This window comes from Noviherbaspirillum sp. Root189 (assembly GCF_001428545.1).
In the GTDB taxonomy this organism is placed as follows: Bacteria; Pseudomonadota; Gammaproteobacteria; order Burkholderiales; family Burkholderiaceae_D; genus Noviherbaspirillum.
In genome coordinates, this window is the sequence record NZ_LMHZ01000042.1 from 1 (window position 1) to 12808 (window position 12808).

Consider the following 12808-nt stretch of genomic DNA (forward strand, 5'->3'; position numbering starts at 1 on the left):
ATGTTTTATAACTCAAGGCGCCGGCATGGTTACAACAACCACCTATCACCGGTAGACTACGAGAAGCAATACTTCGAACGGCTCGCTAGTGTCTAGGATACTGGGGGCGATTCAGTTTTCCTTTTATGTGAAATTTGTGCAAATGCTCTTTGGTCATAGTCTGCGAAACAAACATCGCAAGCCGCAGTAGCAGAAATGGATAATGGAAAGGGAAGGGCCAATAAATTTGTATATAACGTATAAGCCTCAACTATTAATACTGAGAGGAGTTCCACGCCCGTCATGCGGATAGCCCACCTGGATTTGGAAATGGTGATGTGTTCCCGGCACCCTCACCTTGCAAACCCCCTCAGCTGAAACTAGGCCGAAATAGTAATCAACCGCATGCTGGAAAGTACAAGCTGGTCAATCTCCCGTTGCCGAATGCGTGTCTGCAGGTGCCGTCAAGACATGAGCAGCAAGTCTCATTCAGCGTGCTTACATTGATGCTACCGCGGCGCATCAGTTCTGAACTGGAATACCTTTAGTTCAAATGCCGTATGCGGTCGCCACGGCGCTCTTGAAAGAGGCTTTGACGGTCGATCAGGCGATCTCCATCTTCGGACTGAGGAGTCTCGTATGTGCGGTCGGTCAAGAACTGGACGACGCGGCCGAGAGGGCGATTCGCGGTGAGCGCACCTATCCGCCGGCAAATAGCGAGGTCAAAATTGTCGCACTGGCACTGGATTCCACATGGCTTCGCAACCGTCCGTCACGCCAGGAACAAGACGAAACCAAACTAGCGCAGTGTTACCCGTCGATGCGGCTCGCCCCCACCGGCACGTTACGTCGGCAGCGACGCGCCATATTCATTTTTCTCCCCTAGCAAGGTGCTGCGCAGGACCAAAAGATAACAATCGTCTCAGACGGCGCAGGCGAATTTGAAAAAGCGGTCGACGGATCCCAAAGGCCGTTGACCCGCATTCTGGACTGGTTTCACATCGCAATGAAATTTCGTGCGATCAACCAATCGACACTGAAATTTCCTGACCTGTATGCACCCAACGGACGCTCGGTACAAGACGAAATCGCAAAGGCGAAATGGTTGACGTGGCATAGCAAGGGTTACAAATCAGTCGAAAGACTGAAAAGCATCCATAACATGCCTGGCCTCGTGTCGGAAGTCTCGGCGTACAGGGCGTTATAGTGGAATCTGCGTGGGACGTATTGGTACCTGGAATCCAATGCCTAATATTTGGTCAACTACGGATGGCGTTATCGGCGCGGCATGCTGATCAGCAGCAGCATCGCCGAATCGGCGGGCAATGCAGTTGTCAGCTTGCGTTGCGCGAAATAGCGGAAGATGCGATGGACCAATAAGGGGACACCCCTTCACGTTCAGGTTCGGGTAGCGGTGCTGAACGGCGAGCTTAAAATGCGCGACATACATTTTCGACGGCCAACCTCCGCGGAGCAAAAACGTGACGATCATTGGCATTGTGTTGCGTAGAGCTGCCTCCGGTTTAACTTCTTTCTACGGCTTGGCCTTCTGTATTTTTTGTATAGCTTGAAACCGGCTCTCATGCCGTTGAATTCCGTGACTTATACCTCTGCTTTTCTGCAGATACGTCAAATGGCTCCAGTCTCAATCAGCCTTTCCGCGTCAACCAGAAAAAGGGCTGTATTCGCAGCCCTTTTTCTTGTGCGCCAGATGGAGCGATTGTGAGGATGCACTCACGCATGCTATCCGGCCTGCTCGCCAGACTGCGGCATCGAATTTATTCAATCAGCTGGAGATTTGCATCTTTTACGATGCGCTTCCACTGAACGCTTTCCTGCTCGATATTACGGCCGAACTCTTCGGGAGTGTCGATGATCACCTGTTGGCCGGTTTGCGCAAGTTTGGTCTGTACCTCCGGTGTCTGTAAAACCGATTTGAGAGCAGTATTCAATTGCTTCACGATGGCAGGGTCGGTTCCAGCCGGAGCCACGATTCCATTCCAGATTTTCATATCGAAGCCCTGGAGGCCAGCATCCTTCAAGGGCGGAATAGCCTTCAGCCTTTCGACTGTCACATCAGTAGTTAGACCCACCGCATGGAGTTTCTTTCCATCCATAAGCGGAATCGCGACATTGGGCGCAAGGAAAGCCATGTCGATGCGACGGGAAACCAGGTCGCTGATGACTGCCGAGTCGCCCTTGTATGGAACGCGTGTCAGAGTAATGCCTGCGAGCTTCTGGAACCACTCAATGGTCAAGTCATTCACATGCCCTACAGAGGCGCTGTTCAACCCCTGTGGGCTACTTTTGGCGAGTTTGATGAGGGATGCGAGATCCGTGGCTTTACTTTGCCCAGGCACGACGAGAACATGCGGGTACCCTACCACGGAACCGACTAGAGTGAAGTCCTTGCTTACGTCGTAGGGAAGGCGCTTATAGATCGCTGGCGCAATAGTGAGCGTGCCATTAGAGGCAAGCAGCAACGTGTATCCATCGGGCTTGCTGCGAACTAATTCCATTGCTGCAATCTGGCTGTTCGCCCCAGGCCGATTTTCCACGATAACCGGCTGGCCGAGTTGTTTGGCTAGGGCTTCGGCAACGACACGCGCGGCGTTATCTGTTGGACCACCCGCAGCAAATCCAACCAAAAGTTTGACTAGCTTGTTGGGATAAGCCTGCTGCGCCTGAGCAGGCGTGATTGCCATGGCTGCCGCGATAACAGAGCTGCATACGAATTTTGTGAAGGCCAGTAAGTGCTTCGACCGTTTCATCTCAAGTCTCCTCCAGTAAGTGGAGTCACACGCGGCGCGTGTGACTTGAACAGATTGTACATAAAAAAATAAAAATTCATAGATATAAAAATAACCTTCACATATGTGTAAAACGCGAATAGAATGTGGATAAGGACAATGTGCTGATAACTCATCAGGAATGGAGGTAGGCTGTGACAGCTGGAAATTTCAGACTTCCGCCTTTAAAAGAAGGCGAAAATTTGGTAGCGCTGCGGCAGGAGGTCCGAGCTTTCTTGAAGTCGGAGGCGGATCAGGGTCGTTTCAAGGCAGGGCCAACCGGATGGGCCAACTTTGATCCGGAATTCAGTCAACGCCTGGCGCAAAAGGGCTGGATCGGGATGACTTGGCCCAAAAAATATGGCGGCGGCGAACGCACCCCTATCGAGCGACACATCGTTACCGAAGAGTTGCTTTCCGCTGGCGCTCCGGTGCGTGCGCACTGGGTAGCTGATCGCCAAAGCGGACCGTTACTGCTCAAGTTTGGCAAGGAAGAGCAACGACAACGGTATTTGCCGGAGATCGCGGCTGGGCGCCGATATTTCTGCATCGGCATGAGCGAGGCCGATTCGGGCTCTGACCTCGCATCAATCCGTACCAAGGCCGTCAAGGTTGATGGAGGCTGGCTCATTAACGGCGCCAAGCTCTGGACCAGCAACGCCCATCGGGTTCATACGGTCATTCTGTTTGCACGTACTGGTCCGGCTGGAGAAAGCCGGCATGAAGGCGTAAGTCAGTTCCTCGTGGATTTGGATGGCGCAGGCATCAGTATCCGTCCAATCGTAAATCTGGCGGGAGAACACGACTTCAATGAAGTTGTGTTCCGGGATGTCTTCGTACCGGATGGACAAGTGGTTGGCGAGATCGGAAATGGCTGGAATCAGGTCACCAGCGAGCTGGTGTACGAACGCAGCGGTCCCGACCGCTGGCTGAGCACCTTCCAGTTGCTGCCGCATCTGGTGGACCAGACCGCGGGCATGGACAGTACTGCCGCCCGACAGGGAGTGGGACGCCTTGTGGCACACCTGTGGACCATGCACCACATGTCCTTGTCGATAGCCGGTCTGGTCGCCCGAGGCGCAAGTCCTCACACAGAAGCAGCTTTGGTAAAGGATCTAGGGACGCAGTTTGAACGGGAGATCCCGGATGTGGCGCGGATGCTGGTTCCCGAAACCGTGCGAGCCATACTGCCGGAGGATCACCCATTTGAGGCGGCCTTGCGCTTTACGACATTGAATGCGCCGGCCCTGACGATACGGGGGGGAACCCGTGAAATTCTTCGTGGAATTATTGCCAAAAGTTTGGGGATGAGATGAGCGACTTCGATGATTTGCTAAAGGATACGGCAGCACGCCTGTTCACCGATTTATGCACGCGAGATGCGCTGGACAGTGCAGAAAATGGGCGTTGGCCCGATAGAATCTGGTCTGCCGTCGAGGCAGCCGGACTGACTTCCGCCTTGGATCCTGAAACCGACGGCGCAAGTCTGCTGCCCTTGGAAACACTTGCGGTAATTGTGCGAGCGGTAGGTGAGTTTGCAGCTCCCATGCCTTTGGCGGAAACGCTTCTGGCGCAACGAATATTTTTCCAGGCTGGCATATCATTCCCTGATGGCCCGCTTTCGGTCGCACCCCAACTAGGAGGCAAGCCGCCCCAATTGAGTCGAAGCGAGGCTGGTTGGCAAATAAATGGACATGTGCGCCGAGTTCCATGGGGCAGAAATATCAAGGCGATCGCGGTGGTAGCGCAATACCGCGGACAATTAGCGCTAGTGCGACTGGACGGACTGACTCCAGTCCGTCTTGGCAAGAATCTGGCCAACGAACCGCGCGATGACTTCCAGTTAGTCGAGCATATACTGGCTGACGACGCTGTGGCCACGGATATGGTGGCACCACTCAACTCGCTTGAGCGCGAGGGCGCCTTGATGCGCTCCCTGCAAATGATCGGTGCGATGGGCCATGTGCTCGGACAGACTGTTCAATACAGTATGGAGCGCGTGCAGTTTGGACGGGCAATTGCCAAGTTTCAGGCTGTTCAGCAGCAGGTTGCCCTGATGGCTGCCCATGTAGCAGCGGCCACTGCAGCGACCGAGGCGGCGTTAAATGTAGCTGCCAATCGCCAAGCAGAATTCGAGATTTGCGCCGCCAAGGCGCGCACCAGTGAAGCGGCAGGCGTGTGCTGCAATGTCGCGCACCAGGTGCATGGTGCCATGGGTTTTACCCACGAGCACTCGCTGCATCTTAGCACCCGGCGCCTCATGTCATGGCGCGATGAATTTGGCTCGGAAGCCGAATGCGCCGAATGGATTGGTCACCAAGTCCAGCAGATCGGTGGCGCCCATTTGTGGAGCTACATCAGCACACCGCAGTTGCACGAGGCATTACAAGCCCGACAGGAGATTTCCCATGCATGAACTGGATAGTTTTTTTGCACCAGACAGCATCGCAGTCGTCGGTGCCACCGATGGAACAGAAAAGATTGGCGGTAAGGTTCTAAATACACTCTTGCGCCATGGGTATAAGGGCAACGTATATCCAGTTAATCCATCCCGGGCAGAAATCTCGGGGCTGAAAGCCTACTCAACCATCAAGGACGTACCTGGCACTGTGGATTTGGCGCTGATTGCCATACCCGCAGCCATGGTGCCGGATTGCGTGCAAAACTGCGCGGAAGTCGGCATCAAGGCCGTTGTGATTTTTAGCTCCGGCTTTAATGATGCCGGTGAAGAAGGGATGGCGCTTCAACAACGTCTGCACGAAATTAGCAACAGGACCGGTATACGTATCTCAGGGCCCAATGCGGAAGGTTTTTTTTCCGTTGCAGATAGTGTGGCTGCAACCTTCAGCCCGGCCATCAATATCGACAAAGGCGACAGCTCCCTGCCGAATCAGATTAGCATTGTGTCCCAAAGCGGCGGTCTGGGCTTCGCGTTTTTCAACCGGGGGCGCCGAGACAACCTGAACTTCGGCCACATCGTGAGCGTGGGAAATCAGGTTGATCTGGAGATTGCCGAGTACATGGAGTATCTGGTTGAGCAACCGCTGACCAAAGTCGTCATGATGTATGTCGAGTCGCTGAAGGACCCGCAACGCTTTTTACGGGCGGCGCAGCGCGCCGCCGAATTGGCCAGGCCGATCGTTATGGTCAAGGTGGGCAATTCCAAAGCCGGTCGGCGTGCTGCCGAGTCGCATACCGGTGCGATTGCCAGCTCAACCGAGGTAATCAACGCAGTTTTTTCACACCACGGCATCGTGCTTGCCGACGATCAGGATCGATTGCTGGATTACGCTGCCGCCTTTACCCATAATCCGCTGCCTCGCGGAAACCGGGTGGCAATTATTTCCGCTTCAGGCGGGACAGCAGTCTGGCTGGCCGATGCCTGCGAGGCGGCGGGCCTGGAAATCCCGGAAATTGATCCGGAGCGTCAAGCGCAAATGGCGGAATTCATTCCTCCCTATGGATCGACCAACAACCCGGTCGACATCACTGCGCAAGGAGTCAACGGGTATGCCAAGTCGCTGGAGATCCTCGGCGATGCTCCCTACATCGATGCCGTTATTATTGCCGCAACGTTTGCCCACGAGCGAAGGCTGATCAATGAGGGCAAAGAGATCGCCGAACTGTCCAAAAAGCTGGGCAAGCCGGTTCTCCTATATTCCTACACCTTGCCTTCGGATGGCTCCCGTCAGCTCCTCAAAGACTTGGGACTGCATTGTTACACCTCGCTCCAAGGTTGCGTACAGGGCCTCAAGGCACTGTCGGATTATCAGCGTTTCCAAACAGCAAGGACTTTGCATCAGGCTCCACAACGGTCTCCCGACGAAATGCCCATACAGGTCCGCGAGTTTTTAAACACGCCAGACAAGATACTGTGTGAATACGAAGCCAAGGCATTATTAAAGGCCTACGGCATCGATGTTCCCGATGAAGCCCTCGCGACGACTTCGGAAGAGGCGGTCATGCAGGCCGATCGCTTGGGCTATCCCGTAGCCGTTAAACTCCAGTCCCCGGAGATTTCCCACAAAACTGAAGCGGGAGCCGTGAAGCTGTTTCTAAAGACGCCCCGGGAAGTTCGCGAGGCTTTTGAGTCCGTGGTGGCCAATGGCGCAGCCTATGCGCCGTCGGCAAAGGTACGCGGAGTTTTGGTTCAGAAGATGGCGGAGAAGGGCGTGGAGTTGATCGCCGGGATCATCAATGACGCGGATTTCGGCCCCATGATCATGGTAGGACTGGGAGGAATTTATGTCGAAGTTCTGGAGGATGTCGCTCTGGCGCCCGCGCCTCTGACTGAGGCAACCGCTCACGCCATGCTTCGCCGCCTACGTGGCTTCCGCCTGCTGACAGGGGCGCGCGGTGAAAAGCCCAGGGACCTGGATGCCCTCGCCAGTGTGCTGGTCCGCCTTTCGCACCTGGCTTGGGATGCACGCAACCAGCTTGCGGAGTTCGACGTAAACCCCATCTTTGTACACGAAGCCGGAAAGGGCCTCACGGTTGTGGATGCCCTGGCAATCAAGAGCGAAACAGGAGGAGTATCTGCATGACTGACCAATTATTGTTTGAGGTGCAGGACCGGATCGCGACCATCACCCTGAACCGCCCAGAGAAGATGAATGCCTTCACTACCGAGATGTTGCATGCATGGGCGGACGCCCTGCATGAGTGCGCGCGGCGAGACGACGTGCATGTGGTGGTGCTGACGGGAGCCGGTAAAGGCTTTTGCTCGGGAGGGGATGTCGGCAACATCAAGGATCGTACCGAAGACAGCGCCTACGCGCGCAAGAAAGCCTTGGCGGAACGGGTCCATCGCATTCCGCTGATTCTGGAAACCTTCGACAAGCCAGTAATCGTGGCTGTTAACGGCGTTGCGACCGGCGCGGGAATGGACATGGCGCTGATGGGGGATATCCGGATTGCCGCTCGCAGCGCGCGCTTTGCCGAAACTTATGTGCGAATCGGCATCTTTGCCGGTGACGGAGGTACGTGGTATCTACCGCGCATTGTCGGTATGCCAAAGGCGCTGGAGTTGTTCTGGACAGCCAGATTTGTCGATGCTGAAGAGGCTGAGCGTCTTGGTATCGTCAACAAGGTGGTGGACGATGCTGAACTGATGAAAAGCACTTATGAGATGGCAGCCCAAATTGCTGCGCAGCCTCCGATTGCTGTACAAATGATGAAAAGGGCTGCTTATCAAGGTGCCCGGATGGACCTGAGAACCCATCTGGACATGGCGTCCTCACACATGGCTGCCATCTATTCCACCGCGGATCACAAGGAAGCGATCGCTGCGTTTCAGGAAAAGCGCAAAGGATCTTTTTTTGGGCGATGATAATGGATTCCCAACACGGAATGCGCCAGGCACCGTGTTTTAATTCCGTTAATATCAAAACCTTGCTCCGTCATGGAATCTTCCGAAAATAAAGCTGCAAGCACTGTTAAATCCGCCAAAAGAGTGATGGAGATTTTCGAGCTCTTTGACGAGGTTCAGCTGCCCATGAACCTGACCGACATTTCCACGCGCCTGGGATACCCGGCCGCCAGTGCCCTGGCTTTGCTAAAGAGCCTCCAGGCAATGGACTACGTGTCCTTTAATCCAAACAACAAAACCTACAGTCCCACCATGCGCATAGCGATGCTGGGCGGATGGATTCAGGGTCAGATTTTCATGAATGGTACGGTTGTAGCATTGATGAATGATCTTGCGGAACGAACCGGCGAAACCATCATGTTGGGCATGCAGAACGATATTCATGCTCAATACGTGCATACGGTCCAATCCGGCAAGGCTTTGAGATATTTTTTGAAGCCAGGGACCTTGCGGCCGATTTGTCGCAGCGCCACCGGTTATGCGTTGTTAGCTAATCAGACCGAGGCCAAAGTTAGGAAGCTGGTCCAGAAGATCAACCTGCGCCAATCGCCGATGGAGCCGGCGGTAGATGAGGAATCTCTCATGGCAACACTTGAAGCGGTTCGAAAGCAGGGCTATGCATACAGCGACCAATTGACTGAAGGAATTAGCGCCCTCGCGATCGCCTTGCCGCAGTCTGTAAACGGTAGGGCCATGGCATTAGGCTTGGGAGGTCCGACAAGCCGGGTACAGCCTAAAATCGACGACCTCGTTCAATTAATGAAAAAGCTGATCGCGCATCACTTGCCGTCGTCCGGTTCAGACAAGGCTGAAGCAGCTTAAGTCCGGGTGATATTACACGCGACATCCATCGATAATTTATAAAGGTGACTTAATGAACCATACTGTGCGCGACGCGACCTTTTCTTGGTCTGACCCCTTCCTGCTTGACCATCAACTGGACAATGAAGAGCGTCAAGTGCGCGAGGCTGCCCAGGCCTATTGCCAAGAGCGCCTGCTACCGCGCGTGCAGCAAGCATTTCGCCATGAAAAGACAGACCGTGCCATCTTTCACGAGATGGGCGAACTCGGCCTGCTCGGCGCTACTATTCCTGAAAGCTACGGCGGTTCCGGCCTGAACTACGTCTGTTATGGATTGGTCGCGCGCGAAGTCGAGCGTGTCGACTCGGGCTATCGTTCCATGATGAGCGTACAGTCCTCGCTAGTAATGGTGCCGATTAATGAATTCGGCACGGAGGCACAGAAGCAGAAATACCTTCCCAGACTGGCCCACGGTGAATGGGTCGGTTGCTTTGGCCTGACGGAACCTGACCATGGTTCGGATCCTGGCAGCATGAAGACCCATGCCAGAAAGGTGCCTGGTGGCTACTCTCTGAGCGGCACCAAGATGTGGATCACTAACAGCCCGATAGCAGATGTGTTTGTTGTATGGGCCAAGGATGATGAAGGATCCATTCGAGGTTTCATCCTCGAAAAGGGCTGGAAAGGCCTGGACGCGCCAGCAATACATGGCAAGGTAGGTCTGCGCTCTTCAATTACCGGCGAAATTGTTATGGATGAAGTATTTTGCCCTGAAGAGAATGCCTTTCCCGAGGTGCGCGGTCTAAAAGGCCCATTTACCTGCCTAAACAGTGCGCGCTACGGCATTGCCTGGGGCGCGATGGGCGCTGCCGAAGACTGCTACCACCGTGCTCGTCAGTATGTGCTGGATCGTCAGCAGTTTGGTCGCCCATTAGCCGCAAACCAGTTGATTCAGAAAAAGCTGGCTGACATGCTGACTGAAATCAGCATGGGTCTGCAGGGTTGCTTGCGCTTGGGTCGCATGAAAGATGAAGGCATCGCATCAGTAGAGCTTACTTCTATCCTTAAACGAAACAACTGCGGCAAATCGCTCGACATTGCTCGAATGGCACGAGATATGATGGGAGGAAACGGTATCAGCGATGAGTATGGTGTCATACGCCATTTGGTCAATCTGGAAGTGGTCAACACCTATGAGGGTACGCATGATGTGCATGCCTTAATTCTGGGCCGCGCCATTACCGGTATCGCAGCGTTTGCCAACTAATAGGAAATTTACGCAATGAAAATCATCGTTCCAGTAAAGCGCGTGGTGGACTACAACGTCAAGGTCCGCGTGAAATCCGACGGCAGCGGCGTGGACATCGCCAACGTCAAGATGTCGATGAACCCGTTCGACGAAATCGCCGTTGAGGAAGCGACCCGCCTGAAAGAAGGCGGCAAGTTCACCGAAGTCATCGCTGTGTCTTGCGGCGTGACGCAATGCCAGGAAACCCTGCGTACCGCCATGGCGATTGGCGCCGACCGCGGCATCCTGGTCGAAACCGATGTCGAACTGCAGCCGCTGGCTGTCGCCAAGCTGCTCAAGGCCGTGGCCGACAAGGAACAGCCGCAGCTCATCATCCTGGGCAAGCAGGCGATTGACGACGACTGCAACCAGACCGGCCAGATGCTGGCGGCGCTGCTGGGTTGGGGCCAGGCGACCTTTGCCTCCAAGGTCACCCTGGAAGACGGCAAGGCAACCGTGACACGTGAAGTCGACGGCGGCCTGGAAACTCTGGCGCTGCCGCTGCCGGCAGTCGTCACGACCGACCTGCGTCTGAACGAACCGCGCTATGTGACCCTGCCCAATATCATGAAGGCCAAGAAGAAACCGCTGGAAATCATCAAGCCGGCCGATATCGGTGTCGACGTCACGCCGCGCCTGAAGACCCTGAAAGTGTCCGAGCCGCCCAAGCGTTCGGCCGGCATCATGGTCAAGAGCGTCGACGAGCTGGTGTCCAAGCTCAAGAACGAAGCCAAAGTCATCTAAGCGCTTGCGCCTTTACCTTATTCAGATCAGGAAACCATCATGACCGCACTCGTCATCGCTGAACACGACAACGCTTCGCTCAAGGGAAGCACCCTCAACACCCCATTACTGCTGCCGCCCAGTGCGGCGGCGACGTCCACGTGCTCGTGGCCGGTTCCAACTGCGGCGGCGCTGCCGAAGCCGCTTCCAAGATTGCTGGTGTGACCAAGGTACTGGTCGCAGATGCGCCGTATTTTGCCGAATGCCTTGCCGAAAACGTCGCCGAACAGGCGCTTGCGATTGCTTCGTCGTACTCGCATATCCTGGCGCCGGCCACTGCCTACGGCAAGAACATCCTGCCGCGCGTGGCAGCCAAGCTCGACGTCGGCCAGGTATCCGAGATCACCAAGGTCGTCTCCGCCGATACCTTCGAGCGTCCTTTCTACGCCGGCAACGCCATTGCTACCGTGCAGTCGGCTGACCCGATCAAGGTCATCACCGTGCGTACCACCGGCTTTGACGCGGCAGCCACCGGCGGCAACGCTGCAGTGGAAACCATTGCAGCAGCGCCGGATGCCGGCAAGTCGGCCTTCGTATCGCGTGAAGTGGCCAAGTCGGATCGTCCGGAGCTGACCGCCGCCAAGGTGATCGTTTCCGGCGGCCGTGGCATGGGCTCGGGCGACAACTTCAAGATCCTTGAACCGCTGGCTGACAAGCTGGGTGCGGCGATGGGTGCTTCGCGTGCGGCGGTGGACGCCGGCTTCGTGCCCAATGACTGGCAGGTTGGCCAGACCGGCAAGATCGTGGCGCCACAGCTGTATATCGCGGTTGGCATCTCTGGTGCGATCCAGCATCTGGCCGGCATGAAGGACTCGAAGACGATTGTTGCGATCAACAAGGACCCGGAAGCACCGATCTTCTCGGTCGCCGATTACGGCATCGTGGGCGATCTGTTCGAACTCGTCCCGCAATTAACTGAAGCTATCGGCTGATAGACAAGTCGGCGACGGCCCGGCCCGTCAGCCGTAATCCGGCTGACGCAATTGGCCGCCGAACAGGGCAGGAAAGTTTCCGTCTGCGGACTGGGCAAAGACAGTGAGATGGGCACCCATGCTATGGTCTGCCGGACGAGACTGATGGCGTTGTCGGGATTCTTAAATGTCTCACATTCTCGTGGCGGGCGCAGGCCGCTCAAAGGGTGCGCGGCTTGTTGCGAAATGCCGTTGTCTGACCTTCGAATTTGATGCCCCAACCGTAAAACGAGGCAAAAGTGTCACGGCTGTCTTCCCGGTTCGCCTGCTATTGCGGCCATACATTGATATTTTTCTTTACAGTTATATTGAGTGTAATTAACTGGTTCATAATTCATTTTATGCGTTGTTTCTCTATGGAAATAGAACTGGCTCAGGTGACTCTCTTTCACTTTGACTATCCATCGGCTGCAACGTAAATACGATAAGTTACGGCAACAGCACTGTCGTCCTCAGCTTAGTCTTTGCAATACTTTCTTTCTTTCTTTCGCACCGAGGGTCTTTCCGTTGGCCCGGAGGTTGATTCGCTTGCCCGGCGAAGAATCTGCATTGTTATGTGCGCTCTAGCCGCATCGGCAATCCCGTAGCGATTTAGAAGACGCATAGCCTCTTTTGATGTTTTCATTTGCGTCATCATTGCTCCCTGTAGCGTGGCTTGAGTCTACTAGGTTTACCTGCGGGCTGTTATCTACCGGCTACAGGACTTGCGATAACGCACATCTGCAATGCTACTGTGTCGATTCGTCATGTTGCAATAGCTTGAAATACTGTTATGAGTTTCCGGTTTAAGACTTTTTTGTTATCCGGCACTGGAAAATACGGTAGAGCG

Annotated in this window: 9 protein-coding genes and 1 pseudogene; 9 read left to right on the top strand and 1 reads right to left on the bottom strand. The window is 54.9% G+C overall.

Going from position 1 to position 12808, the window contains the following annotated elements:
• Positions 1-559: 559 nt before the first annotated feature.
• Positions 560-865 (top strand): hypothetical protein, encoded by a 306-nt coding sequence (locus ASE07_RS20745; RefSeq protein ID WP_156396852.1) that lies wholly within the window; start codon positions 560-562, stop codon positions 863-865.
• 892 nt (positions 866-1757) lie between these two features.
• Here the strand turns inward: ASE07_RS20745 and ASE07_RS20755 are convergent.
• Entirely contained in the window at positions 1758-2750 is a 993-nt protein-coding gene (locus ASE07_RS20755) for a Bug family tripartite tricarboxylate transporter substrate binding protein (protein WP_057292737.1), read from the bottom strand.
• Between the two features lie 173 nt (positions 2751-2923).
• Here ASE07_RS20755 and ASE07_RS20760 point away from each other — a divergent pair, with 173 nt between their 5' ends.
• The 8 genes and pseudogenes from ASE07_RS20760 (at position 2924) to ASE07_RS20795 (ending at position 11940) form a co-directional block, all read left to right on the top strand.
• Positions 2924-4084 (top strand): acyl-CoA dehydrogenase family protein, encoded by a 1161-nt coding sequence (locus tag ASE07_RS20760; RefSeq protein WP_057292738.1) that lies wholly within the window; start codon positions 2924-2926, stop codon positions 4082-4084.
• Positions 4081-5184 (top strand): acyl-CoA dehydrogenase family protein, encoded by a 1104-nt coding sequence (locus ASE07_RS20765; RefSeq protein WP_057292739.1) that lies wholly within the window; start codon positions 4081-4083, stop codon positions 5182-5184. The genes ASE07_RS20760 and ASE07_RS20765 overlap by 4 nt, the downstream gene beginning before the upstream one ends.
• A complete protein-coding gene (locus ASE07_RS20770; RefSeq protein ID WP_057292740.1) occupies positions 5177-7312 on the top strand; it encodes an acetate--CoA ligase family protein in 2136 nt (711 codons plus the stop codon). Before ASE07_RS20765 ends, ASE07_RS20770 begins: the two co-directional genes overlap by 8 nt.
• Positions 7309-8097 (top strand): enoyl-CoA hydratase/isomerase family protein, encoded by a 789-nt coding sequence (locus ASE07_RS20775; RefSeq protein WP_057292741.1) that lies wholly within the window; start codon positions 7309-7311, stop codon positions 8095-8097. Before ASE07_RS20770 ends, ASE07_RS20775 begins: the two co-directional genes overlap by 4 nt.
• A gap of 72 nt (positions 8098-8169) precedes the next feature.
• The gene (locus tag ASE07_RS20780) at positions 8170-8958 is read left to right on the top strand and encodes an IclR family transcriptional regulator (RefSeq protein WP_082584350.1); all 789 of its coding nucleotides are present in this window, start codon (positions 8170-8172) and stop codon (positions 8956-8958) included.
• Between the two features lie 52 nt (positions 8959-9010).
• Complete coding sequence (locus tag ASE07_RS20785) at positions 9011-10204, top strand: acyl-CoA dehydrogenase (protein ID WP_057292743.1); 1194 nt, start codon at positions 9011-9013, stop codon at positions 10202-10204.
• A gap of 15 nt (positions 10205-10219) precedes the next feature.
• Positions 10220-10969 (top strand): electron transfer flavoprotein subunit beta/FixA family protein, encoded by a 750-nt coding sequence (locus ASE07_RS20790; RefSeq protein WP_057292744.1) that lies wholly within the window; start codon positions 10220-10222, stop codon positions 10967-10969.
• 39 nt (positions 10970-11008) lie between these two features.
• Positions 11009-11940: pseudogene (locus tag ASE07_RS20795) on the top strand (electron transfer flavoprotein subunit alpha/FixB family protein).
• The last annotated feature ends 868 nt before the right edge of the window (positions 11941-12808 follow it).

Excerpts from the sequence above, each read along its gene's own strand:
- ASE07_RS20780 (WP_082584350.1), top strand. The coding sequence starts at position 8,170 with ATGGAATCTTCCGAAAATAAAGCTGCAAGCACTGTTAAATCCGCCAAA.
- ASE07_RS20755 (WP_057292737.1), bottom strand. The coding sequence starts at position 2,750 with ATGAAACGGTCGAAGCACTTACTGGCCTTCACAAAATTCGTATGCAGC.
- ASE07_RS20765 (WP_057292739.1), top strand. The coding sequence starts at position 4,081 with ATGAGCGACTTCGATGATTTGCTAAAGGATACGGCAGCACGCCTGTTC.
- ASE07_RS20785 (WP_057292743.1), top strand. The coding sequence starts at position 9,011 with ATGAACCATACTGTGCGCGACGCGACCTTTTCTTGGTCTGACCCCTTC.
- ASE07_RS20775 (WP_057292741.1), top strand. The coding sequence starts at position 7,309 with ATGACTGACCAATTATTGTTTGAGGTGCAGGACCGGATCGCGACCATC.
- ASE07_RS20790 (WP_057292744.1), top strand. The coding sequence starts at position 10,220 with ATGAAAATCATCGTTCCAGTAAAGCGCGTGGTGGACTACAACGTCAAG.
- ASE07_RS20770 (WP_057292740.1), top strand. The coding sequence starts at position 5,177 with ATGCATGAACTGGATAGTTTTTTTGCACCAGACAGCATCGCAGTCGTC.